Source organism: Microbispora sp. NPDC046933 (assembly GCF_040644635.1).
Classification (GTDB): domain Bacteria; phylum Actinomycetota; class Actinomycetes; order Streptosporangiales; family Streptosporangiaceae; genus Microbispora.
In genome coordinates, this window is sequence record NZ_JBEYWW010000033.1 from 61,552 (window position 1) to 80,599 (window position 19,048).

Here is a 19,048-nt window from a genome sequence, read left to right on the forward strand (position 1 = left end):
TCCCGGCTGTCCGGTAGCCCGGAACGGCCACCGGAGAAGGGGACGGTGATGAACGGCCGGAACACTCCGCTGAGAATTCCCTATCGCATCCTGGTGATCATTGCGGCGGTCGTTCCGGTCGTCCTCTCCACTGCGGTCGGGTCGGTGCTGGTGAACGAGGCGCAGGCTTTTCCCGACGATGTCGGGGAGTGGGTGAAACTCCTCCTCGGGGCGGCCCTGCTCGTGTTCGCGGCCTTTGCCCTGACCGTCCTCGGATGGATGACAAGGCTGCTCCTGAGGCGGCCCGAGACCGAGGATGAGCTCCGCGTTCTCGAATTGCTGAACCGGCTGGGAAAGACCCTGAAGAGGCCAAGTGGGGTGGTCGCCATCCTGGCCGCGCTCGCGCTCATCGCTCCGATCGCGTGGCTGCTCCCGAACGACGGGCTGGAGCCGGGCACGCTGTACATCATGAGCGCCAAGGACGAAAGCGGGGCGGCCAACGTCCGGAACATCCTCGTGCAGCAGTGGAACCAGGCCCACCCCGACAACCCGGTGAAGTTCTCCCCCAGCGGGGACACGGAGCCCGACGACCAGCACACGCGCATGGTCGAGGACGCGAAAAAGGGCCATCAGGCGGACGTGTACGTCCTCGACGTCGTCTACATGCAGGAGTTCATCAGCAACGGCTACATACGGCCGCTCGACGAGTCCAGGCGGCCCCTGGAGGCGAAGACCGACGACTTCCTCAAGAACGTCCTGGACACGTGCAGGGACATGAGCGGGGACAGTAAGGCCTTATGGGCGCTTCCCTGGAACACCGATGCGGGGTTGCTCTACCGGCGCTCGGAGGGGCCCCGCCCGGAGAGCTGGACCGATTACTTCCCCCGTTCCGCCAACGCGGCCCATCTGTTTCGCTCGGAGAGCCTGACGATCACCGCGCTGGAGGCGATCTGGGCCCACGGCGGCGACGTGGTGAACGCGGACGGACAGCTCGTGCTGACGCCCAACGACAGCGCCGTCAACTTCGACCAGAACGCCAGCGACGCGTTGAAGGATCTGGCGGACGTTTATAAAGGGAAGGAACCGGAGGACAAGGGCGACGCCGAAGAGGCGGCCCTCCGGGAGTTCACCCGCGGCAATGCCGACGTCATGCGCAACTGGCCGGTGGGGTACGACAAGCTGGCCAAGCCTCCGAACGGTCTTCCCTCTCTCCAGGTCACGCGGCTTCCGCATCCGAGCGTGCTCGGCGGGCAGAACCTGGCCGTATCGAACTCGACGCGGAAGCCGAAGGCGGCCCAGGCGTTGATCGAGTTCCTCACGAGCCCGTCCAGCGAACTGATCCTCTTCGAAGTGGGGGGATTCGCCCCGACGCGGGATTACGCGTACAAATACGCCACACGCCCCTACCGTGAGGAACTCAAAACCGCCGTGACGGAGGCACGTCTCCGCCCGGTCACTCCGCACTACACCGAATTCAGCGCGACGTTCCGTGACGGCATCATGGACGCGATCCGCAACAAGGGGCGACTCCCTCCCGATTTCCCAAAGCGGCTGCGCGATGCCGCCGCGGGCGGCCCACACGACAACTGAGCACCGGCTCTGCCCGCCCGGCGGCCCTGAGACCGCCCGGCCGGTGGGCGCCTCCGGGAGACCCGAACCCGGGGATGGCCGCGGCCGGGGTTCGCCGCCCGCTCCGCGCGCCGATCTCCGATGTCCGGCGCTCAGGACGTGAGCGCGCGGACGACCTCGGCGGCCGGGCCCGGCGGGAGGGCCGCGTGCACGAGTTCGACCCGGTGGACGATCCTCGGCGCGACCAGCGGCACCCGCACCCCGCACGGCGCGGCGGACGCGGGCAGCAGGGTCAGGCCGTGCCCGGCCGCGGCCAGGCGCGCCGCGACGGCCGGGTCGTGGCCCTCGTAGCGGATGCCGGGCCGCAGCCCGTCGAGTCGTGCCACCGCGCGCAGGCGGTCGAGCGGCATCACCTCCGGGGCGTCCACCCACAGGGCGTCGGCCAGGTCGTCCAGCCGCAGGCCGGCCCGGCCCGCCAGCGGGTGCCCCTCCGGCAGCACGACGACCAGCTCCTCCTCCCGCACGCCGACGGTGGTGAGCGGCCCCGCGTCGGGGAGGTTCAGCGGGTCGGAGGGCGCGGCCGGGCCGTCGGCCAGCGCGAGGTCGGCCTCGCCCGAGGCCACCAGCGCCACGGCCGCCGCCGCGCCGGCGATGCGCAGCGTCGTCACCCCGGCCAGCGCCGCCGCCGTGCCCGCCGTGAGGGCGAGCGGGCCGGCGGCGACGGTGAGGGTCCGAGGCTGTGCGGACAGCCGCGCCACGTCCGCCCGCGCGGCCCGCAGCCGCAGCAGCAGCGGCCCCGCGTGCTCCAGCAGGCGCTCGCCCGCCCGGGTCGGCCGTACGGGGCGGCGGGTGAGCAGCGGCACCCCGAGGTCGGCTTCCAGCGCGGCGATCTGCTGGGACACCGCGGGCTGGGTGTAGCCGAGGCGGTCCGCGGCGGCCGAGAACGACCCCTCGGCGACCACGGTCACGAACGTGCGCAGCAGATGAGGGTCCACGGAAATCAGCATCTCTTATGCAGACCTCAGAAATCATCATTTGTCATTAAGTTCGCACGTCGCCAGCATTGAGGTCATGAGACCCCGCATCGCGCTGGTGGGCGACCGGTCGCCCACCGTCCGCTCCCACACCCGCATCCCGCTCATCCTCGACGCGCTGCGCGAGCGTGAGGGGCTGGACCTCGACGCCTACTGGATCAGGACCGACGAGGTCGGCGATCTCGGCGGGTTCGACGGCGTCTGGATCCTGCCCGGCAGCCCCTACAGCAGCGAGCAGGGCGCGATCACGGCCGCCAGGACCGCCAGGGAGAACGCGATCCCGCTGCTCGGCACCTGCGCCGGCTTCCAGCACGCGCTGCTGGAGTACGCCCGCCACGTGTGCGGGCTGAGCGTGAGCCACGCGGAGAACGACCCGGACGCCCCGAACCCGCTGATCAGGCAGCTCGCCTGCTCCCTCGCCGGGCACGAGGCGGCGGTCCGGCTCGTCCCCGGCTCGCTCGCCGAGCGGATCGTCGGCGCCGACCGGACCGTGGAGCGGTACTTCTGCTCCTACGGCCCCGATCCCGCCTACCTGGAGACCCTGGCGGCCCACGGCCTGCGCTTCACCGGTCACGACGAGGAGGGGGAGACGCGGGTGGCCGAGCTGCCCGGCCACCCCCTCTATCTGGTCACGTTGTTCCAGCCCGAGCTGGCCGAGCGTCAGCCCCATCCGCTCGTGCGCGCGTTCGCCGCCGCTGCCGCCGACCGGGCGGCGCTCACCCGAGGACCAGATCCCGTACGGCTCTGAGCGTGGGCTCGTCACGAGGGCCCATGACGAGCAGCGTGGTGACCGGGCTGCGGCGCCACAGCTCCAGCCGCTCCCGGATGCGGCCGAGCGGCCCGAGGAGCGCGATGCCGTCGGCCAGCTCGTCGGGAATGGCGGCGAACGCCTCGTCGCGACGGCCGGCCAGGTAGAGCTCCTGGATGCGGCGGGCCTGCTCGGCGTAGCCCATCCTGCCGATGATGTCGGCGTGGAAGTTGCGGGTCCTGGCCCCCATGCCGCCGATGTAGAGGGTCAGCATCATCTTCACGCCGTCGAGCGCGGCCCGCAGATCGTCGGTGACGACCACCATGACCATGGCGGCGACGTCGAACCCCGGTTTCGCGCCGGCCAGGGCGTCGCCGTACATCGCCTCGATCTTCTCGGGGAAGGCGAACAGCGGCAGCCAGCCCTGCCCGACCTCGGCGGCGAGCGCGACGTTCTTCGGGCCCTCGGCGCCCAGGTAGACCGGGATGTCGGGCCGCAGCGGATGGGTGATCGGCTTGAGCGGCTTGCCGAGGCCGCCGGGCAGCGGCAGCGGATAATGCGGGCCGGGGTTCGTCACCGGCTCCTCCCGCCGCCACACCTTTCGCATGATCTCGACGTACTCGCGGGTGCGGGCGAGCGGCGCGGCGAACGGCTGGCCGTACCAGCCCTCGACGACCTGCGGGCCCGAGGCGCCGACGCCGAGCAGCAGCCGCCCGCCGGTGAGGTGGTCGAGCGTCATCGCGGTCATCGCGGTCGTCACCGGGGGCCGGGCGGACAGCTGGGCCACGCTGGTGCCGAGCTTGATGCGGCTGGTCCTGGCGCCGTACCAGGCCAGCGGCGTGAACGCGTCGCTGCCGTACGCCTCGGCGGTCCACACCGACTCGTATCCCAGCCGCTCGGCGGTCCGCACGACCTCGGTCGCGTCGTCGGCGTTCCGCTGCCAGTACCCGAGGTTCAGCCCGAGTCTCAGATCATCGGCCACACGCGTGATTAGAACACGTTCTATGAATCCCGGCCAGACTCCGGATAGGCGCGGGCAAGATGCTCGGCGACCGCGGCCGCCGCGGCCCCGGCGTCGCCGTCCGCGATCGCCCGGTGGATGCGCCGGTGGTCGTCCTGCAGGCCGCCGGTGTCGCCGAGCCGTACGACCGCGTCCACGGCGTAGCGGCGCAGGGCGTCGCGCAGCGCCCGCATGACCGCCACGATCAGCCGGTTGCCCGCCGCCTCGGCGAGGGCCAGGTGGAACGCGATGTCGTGCTCGACGAACTCGGCGGGGTCGCGCGCGGCGTCCATGGCCGCGATCGCCTCCGCCATCCGCGCCGTCGCCGGTCGCGTGGAAGCCGCCGGCGTGGAAGCCGTCAGCGTGGATGCCGTCAGCGTGGATGCCGGCGCGGGAGCCGTCGGCGTGGATGCCGCCGCCGCGGGAGCTGCCGGTGCGAGAGCCGCCGCCGCCCGGGCCGCGGCCCACTGCTCGATCATCAGCCGAGTGTCGATCACCTCGCGCATCGAGAGCGTGGCGAGGCCGAGGTGCAGCCGGAGCAGGTCCGTGAGCGCGTTTCCCGGGCGGGAGGTGAGCACCGCCCCGGCGTCCGGGCCCCGGCCGGCCTGCGACGCGACCACCCCGAGCGTCTCCAGCACGCGCAGCGCCTCCCTGACCGACGACCGGCCGACGCCGAGCTGCTCCGCGAGCTGCCGTTCGCCCGGCAGGCGGTCGCCCACGGTCAGGCCGTCGGACGCGATCCGCTCCTCGATCCGGGCGAGCACCTCTTCGAAGGCGCGCGGGCGGGCGTCAGGACGCCGGCGTTCGTCGGTGGTCAATACGGCTCCTCGCTCGGGTGTCGCCGGGGGCGAACCAGGATGTATGGTCTGACCATATTTGGTCTGACCATACACGCCGGGAGGGCATGTGCGGGTAGCCCTGTTCGTCACCTGCGTCAACGACACGCTCTTCCCGGACACCGGGCGGGCCGTCGTGCGCCTGCTGCGCCGTCTCGGCGTCGAGGCCGACTTCCCCCGCGCCCAGACCTGCTGCGGGCAGATGCACGCCAACACCGGCTACCGGGACGAGGCCGTACGGCTGGCCAGGCGCAGCATGGCGGCGCTGCGCGGCTACGACGCGGTCGTCGTCCCCTCGGGCTCGTGCGCGGCCATGATCCGCGAGCAGTACCCGAAGCTGGCCGGGGGGTCCGGACCCTTCGCCGAGACGGTGGCGCAGGTCGTGCCAAGGACGTACGAGCTGACCGAGTTCCTGGTCGACGTGCTGGGGGTGACCGACGTGGGGGCCTACTTCCCGCACCGGGTCACCTATCACCCGACGTGCCACTCGCTGCGCGGCATTCATCTCGGCGACCGCCCGCTGACGCTGTTACGCCAGGTCAAGGGGATCGAACTGGTGCCGCTGCCGGGCGCGGAGGAGTGCTGCGGCTTCGGCGGCACCTTCGCGCTGAAGAACGCCGACGTGTCCGCGGCGATGTGCGCCGACAAGGTGCGGGCCGTCCTCGACACCGGCGCCGAGGTGCTGTGCGCGGCCGACAACTCGTGCCTGATGCACATCGGCGGCATGCTCGGCCGGCAGAAGTCGGGCGTACGGGTGCTGCACCTGGCCGAGATCCTCTGCTCGACCGAGACGGCGGGTGTCCGATGAGCGTCACCTTCCTCGGCATGCCGGCGACCCGGCCCTTCCCCCGCAACGCCGCGAGAGCCGTACGCGACTCGCAGTTGCGGTTCAACCTGCGCAAGGCGACTCGGACGATCAGGGCCAGGCGGGCGAGCGTCGTCGCGGAGGCGCCCGACTGGGCCGAGCTGCGCGAGGCCGGCCGGGCGATCAAGGAGCACACGCTCCGCAACCTGGACAGATACCTGGTCCAGCTGGAGGAGGCCGTCACGACGGCAGGCGGCCGCGTCCACTGGGCCGCCGACGCGGCGGAGGCCAACCGGATCGTCGCCGGGCTGGTGAAGGCCACGGGCGAGACCGAGGTCGTCAAGGTCAAGTCGATGGCCACCCAGGAGATCGGCCTCAACGAGGCGCTGCTGGAGCACGGCATCACCGCGTACGAGACCGACCTGGCCGAGCTGATCGTGCAACTGGGCGACGACCGGCCCTCGCACATCCTCGTCCCGGCGATCCACCGCAACCGCGCGGAGATCCGGGAGATCTTCGCCGAGCACATGTCCGGCTGGGGCCGGCCCGCCCCCGAGGACCTGACCGACGACCCCGCGGCGCTGGCCGAGGCGGCCCGGCTCCACCTGCGCGAGCGTTTCCTGAAGACCAAGGTGGCGATCTCCGGGGCCAACTTCGCGATCGCCGAGACCGGCACCATGGTCGTGCTGGAGTCCGAGGGCAACGGCCGCATGTGCCTCACGCTGCCGCGCACGCTGATCAGCGTGGTCGGCATTGAGAAGGTGCTGCCGACCTGGCGCGACCTGGAGGTCTTCCTGCAGTTGCTGCCGCGCAGCTCCACCGGGGAGCGGATGAACCCCTACACCTCGACGTGGACCGGCGCCGCCGAGGGCCAGGAGTTCCACCTCGTGCTGCTCGACAACGGCCGCACCGGCGTCCTCGCCGACGAGGTCGGGCGGCAGGCGCTGCGCTGCATCCGCTGCTCGGCCTGCCTCAACGTCTGCCCCGTGTACGAACGGGCGGGCGGCCACGCGTACGGGTCGGTCTATCCCGGGCCGATCGGGGCGATCCTGACGCCGCTGCTGCGCGGCATGGGCTCCGAGCTGGACCGCTCGCTGCCGTACGCCTCCTCGCTGTGCGGCGCCTGCTACGAGGTCTGCCCGGTGGCCATCGACATCCCCTCCGTACTGGTGGACCTGCGGGCCCGGGCCCGCCACCCCTGGCCCGAGCGCGCCGGGATGGCGGCGGCCGGATGGGTGTTCGAGCGGTCGGGACGGCTGGCGCGCCTGCAGCGGGCCGGGGGACGGCTGCGCCGGCTCGTGCCCCGCAGGCTGCCCGGCCCGCTCGGCGGCTGGACCGACACCAGGGACCTGCCCGAGGTGCCCCGCGAGTCGTTCCGCGAATGGTGGGACCGCACGGACGGAGGCCGCCGATGAGCTCCCGCGACCTGATCCTCGGCCGGATCCGCCGCGCACTGGCGGGCGTGCCCGACGTCGAGATCACCCGTGCCTACCGCGGGCCCTCCGCCGAGGGTCTCGCGGGCGGCACGGCCGGCGTCTCCGGCCCGGCCGAGCCACGACCGGTTCCGCCCGGGGACCAGGCCCCGCCGTCCGACGAGCGGATCCGCCTGTTCGAGGAGCGGGTCCGCGACTACCGCGCCGTCGTCCATGTCCTGGACGAGGCGGGCACGGCCGAGCGCGTCGCGCGGTCCCTCGCGGGGCACGGGGCGCGGCGGGTCGTCGTGCCCGCCGGGTTCCCCGCGCGCTGGCTCGCCGCCGCGGACGTGGAGGCGGTCGGCGACGACCCGCCGCTGAGCGCCGCCGACCTTGACGCCGTGGACGGCGTGCTCACCACCTGCGCCGTCGCGATCGCCGAGACCGGCACGATCGTCCTCGACACCGGGCCCGGCCAGGGCCGGCGGGCGCTCACGCTGGTGCCCGACTACCACCTGTGCGTGGTGCGGGCCGCCCAGATCGTCGCGGCGGTGCCGGACGCCGTCGCCCGGCTCGACCCCGCCCGGCCCCTGACCTGGATCAGCGGTCCCTCGGCGACCAGCGACATCGAGCTGAACCGGGTGGAGGGCGTCCACGGCCCCCGCACGCTCGAAGTGCTGATCGTGACCTGAGCCCACCCGCTCGCCCGGGCGGAACGGCCCTCACGGGCAGGCACGGCCCGGGGCGGTGCGGCGCCGCGGGGCGCGCGGCCCCCTGCCGACCCTGTGCCGACCCTGCGCCGACTCCGTGCCGACCCTGTGCCGGCCGCCGCCGGGCTCAGGGGTCTCCCGCCTAGAAGCGCAGCAGCGCGCCGATGCCGTCGGGCGACTCGAGGCGCGGAACGAACCACAGCTCGGCGTCGGTCGCGGCCACCGCCCGAGCGAGGGCGGCGTCCGCGCGTTCCCGCAGGGGCTCCTCGACCCCCCAGGCGGCCAGCTCCGCCGGGTCGGTGGACAACTGCGTGGGCTCGGGCCCGATCCACATCATGGCCGTGGATGACGGGTCGTCGTGCATCAGCACCGTGCCCACGCGCCGATCGCGCAGCGCGCGTGCCGTCTCCGCCAGGCCCGTCACGGCGTTGCCGGCCGCGTACGTGTTCAGCAGTTCCTCGCAGCGCCGATCGGTCCAGGCCCGGCAGGCCCCTTCGACCTCCTGCCGGAAGTGGTCCAGGTCGGCGCCCGGAGCGCGGCTGCCGTGCTCGGCCACTGTCAACCGCCGTACGACGTCCTTGGCGAGGTAGTCGGTCACGAGCGCGCGGGCCTTGGGATCACCGGCCAGCACCACGACCTCCGCGCCGATGCCGTGCGCCTCCTTCTCCACCACCTCGGCGACGGCCACGGCGTTGCGGCGCCAGCCCTCCTCGACCTCCCGGTCGAAATTGGCCTGCGACCAGCCGCCCTGGCCGGTCTTCTGGATCGGCCGGTCCGGGTCCGCCACCTGCACGGTGAGCTCACGCCGCCGCCCGTCGGCCACGACGGCGACGTGGCCTCCGGCCCGGTCGGCCAGCACCTCGACGTGCGGGACGTGCTCGCCGCGCTGCGCGAGCAGCGGCACGACGTGGGGCAGCGGCGACCATCGCGCGGTCTGGCGGCGCGGCCGGGTGGCGAGCGGCTCGGTGAGCACCACCTCGCCCTCCCTGGCGAAGGCGGCCCGTCCGGGCGCGGCCCACACGGGATCGAGCATCAGCTCGCCGATGGGGTCGAGGGCCGAGGCCGGCGCTCCTTCCCCGGCGAGCCGCTCCCTGAGATGGGCCCACCGCCGCTGGATCACGTTGGCGGCGCCCTCGGACGACCGGTCGGTGTCCACGTATACAGAGGCGTACGGGCCGCCCCGCTCGTACAGCCCGCGAATGAAGTCCAGTCTCACCGGCCCTCCTACCAGCGCTGCCGTTCCACTCCGAGCCCGAGTGCCTCCGCCACCTCCCCGATGTTGTGGAACCTCATCTCGGGCAGCCGCCGTACGGCGTCGATCACGGCGTCGGGGGCGTTCTTGCGCTCCGCGTGGGCGAGCAGTTTGGCCGGGTCGGCGGGGAAACCGGCGTCGCTGAGCCAGGTGGCGAGGTGGCTGCGGCGCTCCACGTCGGCGGGGGTGATGCCGAGCGGCGTTCCGGGTTCGCGGCCGGGCGGCTGCCGGCGCGGGGGCGACATGTCCTCCTCGGGCTGCTGTGTCGGCTCGGGCTCGCGCCACTCCTCGGCCCGGCTGCTTCCGGCGCCCTGCACGAGGCCTTGCGTCTCGTGCTTCTGCTCCTCGTCGAGCCGGCGGCCGTGCTTGGCGCTGCCGCGTTGGATACTCATGACCTCACCTCCCGATTAGGGTCACTGACGTGCCTCGTACCCGGACCGCCTGCCCCAAACATCGAGAGCGGTGAGGCCGTGTCCCACATAATCAGCGGCGGGCGAAAAATCCGCTTATGTGATGGAGTGACGCATTGTTCGACGAGCGGCTGACGATCAACACCGAACGGCTGATCCTGCGGCCGTTCGGCCCCGGGGACGCGGGCCAGGTGCGGGCCATCATCGAGGACGGCGCGCACCTCACCGCGCTGCCGCCGGGCGCGCCCGGGCACGCGTCCGGCATCGCGCAGTGGCTGTCGTACGGCGTGCACGAGCTGTGGCGCTCGGGCCAGGGCATCCACCTCGCGATGCACGCGCGGGACGGCGTGGTCGGGTCGATCAGCCTCTTCAAGGCCCAGTGGGGCGCGGGCACCGCGGAGGTGGGGTACGGCGTGCATCCCGCCTACCGACGCCGGGGATACGCGACCGAGGCGGTCCGCGGGCTCGTCGGCCGCCTGCTCGGGGAGGGCACGCTGCGGCGGATCGAACTGCGGGCCAACGCCGACAACCTCGCGTCGATCAGGGTCGCGGAGAAGGCCGGCTTCACCCGTGAGGGACTGCTGCGCGGCGCGGGGTTCGAGGACGACGGCCCGCACGACCTGGTGGTCTTCGGCCGGCTGCGCGGCGACGAGCGGTCCGTCCCGCGCCGCAGGATCGAGAGCGAGCGGCTGGTGCTGCGGCCGTTCGCCCGGCAGGACGCCTTCGACGTCGTCGACGCGGTCAGGGGCGATCCCGAGATCGCCCGCTGGATGCCGTGGGCCGAGGGCTACACGCTGGAGCGCGCTCTGGAGTGGTGCACCCGGCTCGCGCACGCGAACGGCCCCGGCTATGGTGGCAACTTCGCGATACAGCCGAAGGACGGGGAACGGCTCGCCGGAGCCATCGGCGTGCAGCGCGAGGACCACGAGCGCGGGGACGCCGAACTGGGGTACTGGATCGCGCCGTGGGCCCGCCGCAGGGGCTACGCGGTGGAGGCCACGCAGCTTGCCACGGCCCACCTGTTCGACCTCGGCTTCCACCGGGTCCACCTGCTGATCGCGACGGGCAACCGCGCCAGTCAGGCGGTCGCGAGGAAGGCCGGGTTCATCGAGGAGGGCATCATGCGGCGGGCGCTGCCGGTTCCGGGTGGCTGGGCCGACGCCGTCCTGTTCGGCATGCTCAACGGGGAAATTTCATGGCAATAGGTAAAGAATCCCCCTAGTCGCTGGGCCCATCGGTCAAGTGACCACCATGATTGAGGGCCGGAAGGCTATCCTCGCCAGCCGTGAGCCTCCCGCCGGCCGGTGAGCACGCGTCCCGATGCGGGAGACCCCGGCCCGGCGCGCACCGGCGGCACCGGCCCGGACGGGAGCGGGGGATCGTGAACGACACGCAGGTCAACTGCAGGGGAGAACAGCTAGATGAAACCGCCGCTGCTGCTCATCGGCCACGGCACCCACGATGAGACCGGCGTCGCCGAGTTCGGCAGGTTCGTTCACCGCCTCCGCTGCCGCCTCGACGGGCTTCCCGCCGAGGTGAGCGGCGGCTTCATCACGAACGCCCGCCCGCCGCTCGGCGACTCCATCGCCTCTCTCGTGGCCCGGGGGCACCACCACCTGATCGCGGTGCCGCTCAGCCTGACCGGCGACCGGCGCGCGCTCGGGGACATCCCCGGCACCATGGCCCTGGAGCAGGAGCGGCACCCGACGCTCGAATACGACCTCGGCCGCCCCCTCGGGCCCGACCCGCGCGTGCTCAAGCTGCTCGCGGAGCGGCTCGCCGACGCCCGCGCGGAGATGCCGCGGTTCGTGACCGACGAGCCGCCCGCCGAGATCGAGCCCGGCGAGACCGCGGTCGTCCTGGTCGGGCACGGCTCCACCGACCCCGCCGTCAACGCCGAGGTCCACCGGGTCTCGCGGCTGTTCTGGGAGACCCACGCCGCCGACCTGCTCACCGTCGAGACCGCGTATGTGTCGCACACCCGCCCCGGCGTGCCCGGCGGCCTGGAGCGCTGCCGCAGGCTCGGCGCCAAGCGCGTGATCGTCCTGCCGTACGTCCTGTTCGCCGGCGGAGTCCTCGAACGCATCTGGGCACAGGCGCTGGCGTACGGCGCCAACCACGAGGGCCTCGACATCCGTTGCGCCGAGGTGATCGGCGACTGCGAGGGCCTCGCCGACGTGGTGATCGACAGGTACGAGGAGGCGCTCGCCGGGGGCGGTCAGTCCTCGGCGCCGGCCGCGCGCCGCCCGTCGGCGGTGCTGCCGGTGACCCGGCCGTTCCCCGCGGGGCGCGTGGAGCCGGGCGCCGCGGCGGAGGGGGGCCTCGTGACCGCCATCGCGCGCCTGGACACGGCCCGGGTCGCCGATCCCGAGCCGCCGGCCTCCGAGCCGCTCGACGTGGACGCCTTCGACGTGGAGACGTTCGGCGCCGAGACGTTCGACACCGGGACCCTCGACACCGAGACGTTCGACGCCGAGACCCTCGATGCTGGGACCCTCGACGCCGGGACCCTCGACGCCGGGACGCCGGAACCGGAAACGGAAGGCGAGATCGAGGCCGATAGCATGATCGGCGTGGCCGGCCGCGGCGATGCGGGGGAGGAGCCCCGCGGCGATGCGCCGGACGGGCCGCTCGCCCAGCCCGGAGTCGCCAGCGTGGTGTAGTCACCGCGTAAAAGGAGAGAGTATGACGTCCCTCGGCGAGACGATCGACGCGATCCGCCCGGTCGAGCCCGGCCCCATGGCGGAGGCCAGGGCCCACCAGGACAGGCTCACCAAGCCGAGCGGCTCGCTCGGAGTGCTCGAGGACGTCGCGGTGCGGCTCGCCGGCATCGCCGGGACCTGCCCGCCGCCGCTCCCGGTCCCCGCCGCCCTGGCGATCTTCGCCGCCGACCACGGCGTGCACGCCCAGGGGGTGAGCCCCTGGCCGCAGGAGGTCACCGCGCAGATGGTGGCCAACTTCACGGCGGGAGGAGCCGTCGCCAACGCCTTCGCGGCCGAGGTGGGCGCGTCGGTGACCGTCGTCGACGTGGGCGTCGTGGCCGACCTGCCGCCCGCGCCCAGGCTGCTCGCCCGCAAGGTCGCGTACGGCACGGCCGACCTGTCGCAGGGGCCCGCGATGACGCCGGAGCAGGCCACCGCCGCCCTGACGGCCGGGATCGAGGTCGCCCGCGACCTGGTGGACGCGGGCGGCCGCTGCCTGGTCACCGGCGACATGGGCATCGCGAACACCACCGCGTCGGCCGCCCTGATCTGCGCCTTCACCGGCAGGCCCGCAGCCGAGGTCACCGGGCGGGGGACCGGCGTCGACGACGCCACCTACGAGCACAAGATCGAGATCGTCCGGCGGGGCCTGCGGGCCAACGGGATCGCCGAGGCGGGAGCCGTACCTGACGGGCCCGGCGCGGCGCTGCGCGTGCTCGCGGCGGTCGGCGGCCTGGAGCACGCGGCGATCGCCGGTTTCGTGCTCGGTGCCGCCGCGGCGCGGGTGCCCGTGATCCTGGACGGGGTGATCGCGGGGGCGGCGGCCCTGGTGGCCGGTGCGCTCGCGCCCGACGCGATCGGCTACTGCCTGGCCGGGCACCGCTCGGCCGAGCCCGGCCACGCGGCGGCGCTGGCCCACCTGGGCCTCGACCCGCTCGTCGACCTGCGGCTGCGCCTCGGGGAGGGAACCGGCGGGCTGCTCGCCCACCCTCTGGTCAGCGCGGCGGCGCGGGTCATGCACGAGGTCGCGACCTTCGACTCCGCGGGCGTGGCGGACAAGGGCGATTGAGCCCCGCGCTGGCCCGCGGGCGACCGCCTCGTGGACTCACAAGTCTCATCCTGTGAATGTCGCCCGAGCCCAGCGGGTAGGTTTGCCTCCTAACAATGCACGCTTGACGCAATAGGGAGACAGGGGTCATGGCGCCCTACCTGCTCGGCCTCCGCCTCGACGGGCGGCGTGTGCTCGTGGTCGGCGGCGGACGCGTCGCTCAGCGACGGGTTCCCGCACTGCTCGACGCCGGAGCCTCCGTCACCCTGATCTCGCCCAGTGTCACCCCGGCGCTGGACGACCTCATCGCCAGTGGGCGGGTGACCTGGGAGCGGCGGCCGTACCAGGTCGGCGACTGCGACGGCGCCTGGCTGGTGCACGCCTGCACCGACCACCGCGACGTCAACACCGCGGTCGCCGCCGAGGCCGAGGCCAAGCGCATCTGGTGCGTGCGGGCGGACGACAAGGACGCCTCCGCGGCCTGGACCCCCGCCAGCGGGCGGGTGGAGGAGGTCGGCGTGGCGGTCACCGCCGGCGGTGACCCCCGCCGTGCGGCCGGCATCCGCGACGCGATCGTCGGCGCGCTGCGCGACGGCACCGTGGACGCCCGGCGGCACCGCACCAAGCCGGTCGGCGTCGCGCTGGTGGGCGGCGGCCCCGGCGACCCCGGCCTGATCACCGTGCGGGGACGCCAGCTCCTGGCCCAGGCCGACGTGGTCGTGGCCGACCGCCTCGCGCCGCGCGCGCTCCTGGACGAGCTGTCGCCCGACGTCGAGCTGATCGACGCGGCGAAGGTGCCGTACGGCCGGTCGCTGTCCCAGGAGAAGATCAACGAACTGCTCATCGAGCACGCCCGCAAGGGCAGGTTCGTCGTACGGCTGAAGGGCGGCGACCCGTTCGTCTTCGGCCGCGGCGGCGAGGAGATGATCGCCTGTGCCCGGGCGGGCATCCCGGTGACCGTGGTGCCGGGGATCACCAGCGCGGTCGCGGTCCCCGGGGCCGCCGGAGTTCCGGTCACCCATCGCGGGGTGAGCCAGGAGTTCCATGTCATCTCGGTGCACGTCGCGCCCGGCGACCCCAGGTCCACCGTCGACTGGCCCGGATTGGCGAGATCGACGGGAACCCTGATACTTCTCATGGCGGTCGAACGGATCAAGGAGATCGCCGAAACGCTGGTCCGAGACGGACGTTCACCGGAAACTCCCGTGATGGTGGTACAGGACGGTACTCTTCCGACCCAGCGAGCCGTTGCCGCCACGTTGTCGACCGTGGCGGAACGGGTGACCGCGGCCGGAGTGCGGCCTCCGGCGATCGTGATCGTCGGCGAGGTCGTCAAGGTCGGCCAGGAGATCGAAATGGTGCGAGCGGAGCGGATCCCGTGAGATCGGCAGCCAGGAACACGCCCGACCACGGGACCGGTGCGGGTTCCGGCGACGCCGTGACCGAGAAGCGGGGCATCGAGGAGCACCCGGAGTCGCCGGGCGAGCAGACCATCGCGTTCCGCCCGATCCGCGACGACGAGCCCGCGCCTGAGCCGGTTTCGCGTCCCTCGGGCCCGCACGGGCGCGGTCCGCTGCGTGCCCCGTCCGCCGGGTCCGTCGCGGACGCGGCCGTACGGCCCGCCGAGCCCCGCACGGCCACGGACGGCACGGCCGCGGACGACACGGAGGACACGGAGGACACGGAGGACACCGACGACACGCAGGGCCCGGACGACACTGCGGACGAGGAGGCCGAGGACGGCGCCGCGCAGGACGCACCCGATCCCTCCGGGGACACCGCGCCTTCCGGGGACAGCGCGCCTTCCGGGGACGATGCGCTCTCCGGAGATGCCGCGCCTTCCGGAGATGCCGCACGGGAAGCGCCGGGGGCCGCCGGCGAAGGTTCCGAGGGCGACGATTCCGAGGGCGACGATTCCGAGGGCGAGCAGGTGGACGGCGACGGCGAACAGAACGCCGAAGACGCCGCGGACACCGAGGACGCGGAGAACCTCGAACAGGCGGACGACGCCGAGGACGCGGACGACGGCGATCGGGTCCGTTCGTTCCCGATGCCGGAGCCGGTCTCCGCGGCGCTGACCGAGGCGCTCAACCAGCTCCGTACGGCCGTGAAGGGCCTGCACTTCGGTCTCGACGTGCCCGGTTCCGAGGAGGCGCGCAAGGCGCAGGCGGCGGTCCTGGCGCAGCTCGACGACTACGTCATCCCGCGCGTCCACATGAGCACCGCGCCCGCGCTGATCGTCGTGGCCGGTTCGACGGGGGCGGGCAAGTCCACCATCGTCAACTCGCTCGCCGGGCGGAAGGTCTCGGCCACGGGAGTGCGCCGCCCGACCACGGCGACGCCCGTGATCGTCTGTCACCCCGACGACCACGGGTGGTACGCGCGGGGCGATCTCCTCGGCGGCCTGAACAGGCTCGACGAGCCCAGGAGGGACGCACCGCCCGGCAGCGTGGTGCTGTCGTCGAGTCCGTCCCTGCCCCGGGGGCTCGCGCTGCTCGACACCCCCGACATCGACTCGGTCGTGGAGGAGCACCACGAGATCGCGCACCGCATGCTGGACGCCGCCGACCTGTGGGTGTTCGTCACCACCGCGTCCCGCTACGCCGACGCGCCGTCCTGGGGTCTGCTGCGCCGGGCCAAGGAACGCGGGGCGCGTCTGGTCATCGTGCTGTCCCGGGTGCCGCCGAAGTCCCGCGAGGTCGTCGTCAAGCACTTCGGCCGGATGCTGAAGGAGTACGGCCTGGGCGAGGTCGAGTGCTTCGTCATCAACGAGACGGCCGTACAGGACGGGCGGCTGCCCGAGATCGAGATCGCGGATCTCCGCATGTGGCTGTCCGCGCTGTCGGTCGACGACGAGCGGCGGGAGGCGGCGGTCAAGGCGACGCTGAACGGCGTGCTGAACAGCTTCCGCACCCGGCTGCCCGCGCTCGCCCGGCATCTCGAGACCCAGGTCGCCCTGCGCGCCGATCTGCGCTCGGACGTGGACGCGGCGTACATGGGCGCCCTGGCGCGGATCGACGAGGCGACCAGGGACGGCTCGCTGCTGCGCGGGGAGGTGCTCGCGCGGTGGCAGGACTTCGCCGGCTCGGGCGACCTCATGCGCACGCTCCAGCTGCGCCGCGGCGCCAAGGGGCACCAGCAGGGCCCCGAGCGGGTGCGCGGGCTGAAGGCCGCCCTGCGGGCCGGTCTCGAAGCGCTGGTCAACTCGGCCGTCCAGCAGGCCGCCGAGGAGGTCGTGGCGCGCTGGCGGCAGCGGGCGGGCGCGGGCGACCGGCTGGCCGCGACACCGGGGCTCGGCCGCCCGTCGGAGGAGATCGTCCGCAGGACCACCAGGACCATCACGGCCTGGCAGGACCACGTCACCGAACTGATCCGCACCGAGGGCGTGACCAAGCGGTCGGTGGCCAAGCTGATCTCCTTCGACGTGGAGTCGCTCTCGCTGATCTTCATGATCGGGCTGCTCGGGTACGGCGCCACGGACGCGCCGGCGGGCGCGGGCGCCGGCGCACTGCCCCAGCGGCTGCTGCGCGGCCTGCTCGGCGCCGAGTCGCTGCGCAACATCAGCGCCAAGGCCCGCAGCGACCTGCGCGCCCGCGTCGGCCTGCTCTTCGACGAGGAGACCCTCCGGTACGTCGACGCGCTCGACAGCGCCGGCATCCCGGACGAGGCCGCGGCGACGCGGCTCTACCAGGCAACGTACAACCTCGAGGTCGCACGATGACGGAGGCGATCCGGCAGACCACGCCCGGGTACGCCTCCGGCACAACGGTGAGGAATCCATGACGGCTGTCAGCACCGCCGAAACCCAGCACGGGCTCGGCTCCAGGCTCGCCGCCCTGGCCAAGATCGTCGAGCTGGGACAGGGCCGGCTCGACCCGGCACTGGTCGCGGAGGCGGCCCAGCTCCTGCTGCGCGCGGGCGACCGGCTCAAGCTGTCGTCCGACCACACGGTCGTCGCGCTCGCCGGTGGCACGGGCAGCGGGAAGTCGTCCCTGTTCAACGCCGTCTCCGGGCTGGAGCTTTCGCCCATCGGCGTACGCAGGCCGACCACGGCGCGCACCCACGCCTGCGTGTGGGGCATCGACGGCGCGGGCCCACTGCTCGACTGGCTGCAGATCCAGTGGCGGCACCGGTTCGCCCGCGCCAGCGCCCTCGACAAGGGCGAGAGCCGGTTGCACGGGCTGATCCTGCTCGACCTGCCCGACCACGACTCGATCCGCGCGCTCACCGACCACGAGGCCCACCGGCTGATCCAGGTGGCCGACCTCATCGTGTGGGTGCTCGACCCGCAGAAGTACGCCGACGCCTCGGTGCACCGGCGTTACGTGACCGAGCTGACCGGGCACGACGCGGTGACGGTCTTCGTGCTGAACCAGTCCGACCGGCTCACCCCGGAGGAGCAGGCGGAGTGCGTGGCCGACCTGGAGGACCTTCTCCGTCGTGAGGGCGTCGCCCGCCCGCGGGTGGTCGCGACGTCCGCCACCACCGGCAAGGGTGTGGACAGCCTGAAGGCCGTCCTGGCCGAGTCCGTGGCCGCCCGGCGGGCGGCCTACCAGCGTCTGGAGGCCGACCTCGACCGGCTGGTGCTGCGCCTGGTGCAGGACGTGCCGGAGCTGCTGCGGGTGGAGCCCGCGGTGGACGAGGCGCGGCGTGCCGGGCTGATCGATGCGCTGTGCGACGCGATCGGCGTCTCCGCGCTCGGCGAGGCCCTCGAGAACGTGTACGCCGTCCGCTCCGCCGACTGGGTCGGCTGGCCGTACGCGCGCTGGGCGGCCCGGCTGCGGCCCGACCCGCTCAAGAGCCTGCGTCTGGGGGCCGTGAAGGACGACATACGCGGCCTGGTCGCGAGTTCTGTCACCGCTCAGCCCGCCGAGGTGGACAACGCGGTGCAGGCGCTCGCCGACGGGCTGACGGCCGGCATGCCCGAGGTGTGGCGCGACGGCGTGCGCGAGGCGGCCCGCTCGCGGGTGGACGAGCTTCCCGGGGCGCTGTCGGACGAGCTGTCGGAAGTGGCTCCGCCGCTCGACCGGGTGCCCGCCTGGTGGTGGCTCCTGAAGATCTGGCAGTACCTCCTGGTGGTCATGTTCGTCGCGAGCCTCGCCTGGGCGGGCGCGATCCTCGCGTACGGAGTGTTCAAGGTGGGCCGTCCCTCGGCCGAGGTTTTCGGCGACGTGGCCGTGCTGCCCTGGGTGGGGCTGATGATGATCAGCGTCCTCGGGCTCGGCCTGTTCTCGGCCATGGCGAGCAGGAACTTCGTGGTGCTCGCCGCGGGCAAGGAACGCGACCGGATGGAGCACGACATGAGACGCCGCGTGGGCGTCCTGGCGCAGGACATGGTCGTCCAGCCGGTCGAGCGCGAGCTGAACCGCTACAACGAGTTCTTCGGCGCGATGGCGGCCACCCGGCGCTGAACGGCCTTCCGCCCGTTTGCGGACGACCGGGTCGGCCGTCCTCGTACGGCGGCCGGTGTTGTCCACAGGTGGGGCTTCGTCCACAGAACGGGTTTCTGGGACGTGTGGCGGTGGCGCGCGCGGCCAGTGTGT

General features: G+C 73.0%; 16 protein-coding genes. 11 read left to right on the forward strand and 5 right to left on the reverse strand.

Translation table 11 applies throughout. The features are described 5' to 3' along the window. The first annotated feature begins 48 nt into the window (after positions 1 to 48). Positions 49 to 1,569 carry an extracellular solute-binding protein gene (locus ABZ857_RS34275; protein WP_357051620.1) on the forward strand — a complete coding sequence of 507 codons (1,521 nt, stop codon included), beginning with the start codon at positions 49 to 51 and terminating at the stop codon, positions 1,567 to 1,569. A gap of 131 nt (positions 1,570 to 1,700) precedes the next feature. Here ABZ857_RS34275 and ABZ857_RS34280 read toward each other — a convergent pair whose 3' ends face one another. Then, complete coding sequence (locus ABZ857_RS34280) at positions 1,701 to 2,543, reverse strand: LysR family transcriptional regulator (protein ID WP_357051623.1); 843 nt, start codon at positions 2,541 to 2,543, stop codon at positions 1,701 to 1,703. A 76-nt stretch (positions 2,544 to 2,619) separates the two neighbouring features. On the opposite strand from ABZ857_RS34280, the gene ABZ857_RS34285 reads away from it, so the two are divergent. After that, complete coding sequence (locus ABZ857_RS34285; RefSeq protein ID WP_357051626.1) at positions 2,620 to 3,330, forward strand: hypothetical protein; 711 nt, start codon at positions 2,620 to 2,622, stop codon at positions 3,328 to 3,330. Here ABZ857_RS34285 and ABZ857_RS34290 read toward each other — a convergent pair. Next, complete coding sequence (locus tag ABZ857_RS34290; RefSeq protein ID WP_357051629.1) at positions 3,299 to 4,312, reverse strand: LLM class F420-dependent oxidoreductase; 1,014 nt, start codon at positions 4,310 to 4,312, stop codon at positions 3,299 to 3,301. The two genes, ABZ857_RS34285 and ABZ857_RS34290, sit on opposite strands and share 32 nt — an antisense overlap. 20 nt (positions 4,313 to 4,332) lie before the next feature. Continuing rightward, on the reverse strand, positions 4,333 to 5,148 hold the full coding sequence (locus ABZ857_RS34295) for an FCD domain-containing protein (RefSeq protein ID WP_357051632.1): 816 nt from the start codon (positions 5,146 to 5,148) through the stop codon (positions 4,333 to 4,335). An 88-nt stretch (positions 5,149 to 5,236) separates the two neighbouring features. On the opposite strand from ABZ857_RS34295, the gene ABZ857_RS34300 reads away from it, so the two are divergent. The 3 genes from ABZ857_RS34300 to ABZ857_RS34310 are packed head-to-tail and all read left to right on the forward strand — an operon-like array spanning position 5,237 to position 8,075. Further along, the gene (locus ABZ857_RS34300; protein ID WP_357051635.1) at positions 5,237 to 5,974 is read left to right on the forward strand and encodes a (Fe-S)-binding protein; all 738 of its coding nucleotides are present in this window, start codon (positions 5,237 to 5,239) and stop codon (positions 5,972 to 5,974) included. After that, the gene (locus tag ABZ857_RS34305) at positions 5,971 to 7,386 is read left to right on the forward strand and encodes a lactate utilization protein B (protein WP_357051638.1); all 1,416 of its coding nucleotides are present in this window, start codon (positions 5,971 to 5,973) and stop codon (positions 7,384 to 7,386) included. The genes ABZ857_RS34300 and ABZ857_RS34305 overlap by 4 nt, the downstream gene beginning before the upstream one ends. Beyond that, a complete protein-coding gene (locus ABZ857_RS34310) occupies positions 7,383 to 8,075 on the forward strand; it encodes an LUD domain-containing protein (RefSeq protein ID WP_357051641.1) in 693 nt (230 codons plus the stop codon). Before ABZ857_RS34305 ends, ABZ857_RS34310 begins: the two co-directional genes overlap by 4 nt. Before the next feature lie 160 nt (positions 8,076 to 8,235). Here the strand turns inward: ABZ857_RS34310 and ABZ857_RS34315 are convergent, their stop codons facing one another. Both ABZ857_RS34315 and ABZ857_RS34320 read right to left on the reverse strand, forming a co-directional pair. After that, complete coding sequence (locus tag ABZ857_RS34315; protein ID WP_357051644.1) at positions 8,236 to 9,309, reverse strand: Vms1/Ankzf1 family peptidyl-tRNA hydrolase; 1,074 nt, start codon at positions 9,307 to 9,309, stop codon at positions 8,236 to 8,238. Between the two features lie 8 nt (positions 9,310 to 9,317). Next, positions 9,318 to 9,737 carry a DUF2795 domain-containing protein gene (locus ABZ857_RS34320; RefSeq protein WP_357051647.1) on the reverse strand — a complete coding sequence of 140 codons (420 nt, stop codon included), beginning with the start codon at positions 9,735 to 9,737 and terminating at the stop codon, positions 9,318 to 9,320. Positions 9,738 to 9,871: 134 nt separating this feature from the next. Here ABZ857_RS34320 and ABZ857_RS34325 point away from each other — a divergent pair, with 134 nt between their 5' ends. The 6 genes from ABZ857_RS34325 to ABZ857_RS34350 all read left to right on the forward strand — a co-directional run bounded on the left by ABZ857_RS34325 (position 9,872) and on the right by ABZ857_RS34350 (position 18,916). Further along, positions 9,872 to 10,960, forward strand: coding sequence for a GNAT family N-acetyltransferase (locus tag ABZ857_RS34325; protein WP_357051650.1), 1,089 nt, complete (start codon positions 9,872 to 9,874; stop codon positions 10,958 to 10,960). Between the two features lie 216 nt (positions 10,961 to 11,176). Then, on the forward strand, positions 11,177 to 12,418 hold the full coding sequence (locus tag ABZ857_RS34330) for a sirohydrochlorin chelatase (RefSeq protein WP_357051654.1): 1,242 nt from the start codon (positions 11,177 to 11,179) through the stop codon (positions 12,416 to 12,418). A gap of 22 nt (positions 12,419 to 12,440) precedes the next feature. Further along, complete coding sequence (cobT, locus tag ABZ857_RS34335; protein ID WP_357051657.1) at positions 12,441 to 13,526, forward strand: nicotinate-nucleotide--dimethylbenzimidazole phosphoribosyltransferase; 1,086 nt, start codon at positions 12,441 to 12,443, stop codon at positions 13,524 to 13,526. Between the two features lie 128 nt (positions 13,527 to 13,654). Continuing rightward, the gene (gene cobA / locus ABZ857_RS34340) at positions 13,655 to 14,887 is read left to right on the forward strand and encodes a uroporphyrinogen-III C-methyltransferase (RefSeq protein WP_357051660.1); all 1,233 of its coding nucleotides are present in this window, start codon (positions 13,655 to 13,657) and stop codon (positions 14,885 to 14,887) included. After that, positions 14,884 to 17,226, forward strand: coding sequence for a dynamin family protein (locus ABZ857_RS34345; RefSeq protein ID WP_357051663.1), 2,343 nt, complete (start codon positions 14,884 to 14,886; stop codon positions 17,224 to 17,226). Before cobA ends, ABZ857_RS34345 begins: the two co-directional genes overlap by 4 nt. Before the next feature lie 58 nt (positions 17,227 to 17,284). Next, the gene (locus ABZ857_RS34350; RefSeq protein ID WP_357051666.1) at positions 17,285 to 18,916 is read left to right on the forward strand and encodes a GTPase; all 1,632 of its coding nucleotides are present in this window, start codon (positions 17,285 to 17,287) and stop codon (positions 18,914 to 18,916) included. Positions 18,917 to 19,048 lie beyond the last annotated feature (132 nt).

What these genes read in the sequence shown, in the direction of transcription:
- ABZ857_RS34350 (WP_357051666.1), top strand. Translation starts at nt 17,285, where the DNA reads ATGACGGCTGTCAGCACCGCCGAAACCCAGCACGGGCTCGGCTCCAGG.
- cobT (WP_357051657.1), top strand. Translation starts at nt 12,441, where the DNA reads ATGACGTCCCTCGGCGAGACGATCGACGCGATCCGCCCGGTCGAGCCC.
- ABZ857_RS34310 (WP_357051641.1), top strand. Translation starts at nt 7,383, where the DNA reads ATGAGCTCCCGCGACCTGATCCTCGGCCGGATCCGCCGCGCACTGGCG.
- ABZ857_RS34320 (WP_357051647.1), bottom strand. Translation starts at nt 9,737, where the DNA reads ATGAGTATCCAACGCGGCAGCGCCAAGCACGGCCGCCGGCTCGACGAG.
- ABZ857_RS34330 (WP_357051654.1), top strand. Translation starts at nt 11,177, where the DNA reads ATGAAACCGCCGCTGCTGCTCATCGGCCACGGCACCCACGATGAGACC.
- cobA (WP_357051660.1), top strand. Translation starts at nt 13,655, where the DNA reads ATGGCGCCCTACCTGCTCGGCCTCCGCCTCGACGGGCGGCGTGTGCTC.
- ABZ857_RS34275 (WP_357051620.1), top strand. Translation starts at nt 49, where the DNA reads ATGAACGGCCGGAACACTCCGCTGAGAATTCCCTATCGCATCCTGGTG.
- ABZ857_RS34285 (WP_357051626.1), top strand. Translation starts at nt 2,620, where the DNA reads ATGAGACCCCGCATCGCGCTGGTGGGCGACCGGTCGCCCACCGTCCGC.
- ABZ857_RS34305 (WP_357051638.1), top strand. Translation starts at nt 5,971, where the DNA reads ATGAGCGTCACCTTCCTCGGCATGCCGGCGACCCGGCCCTTCCCCCGC.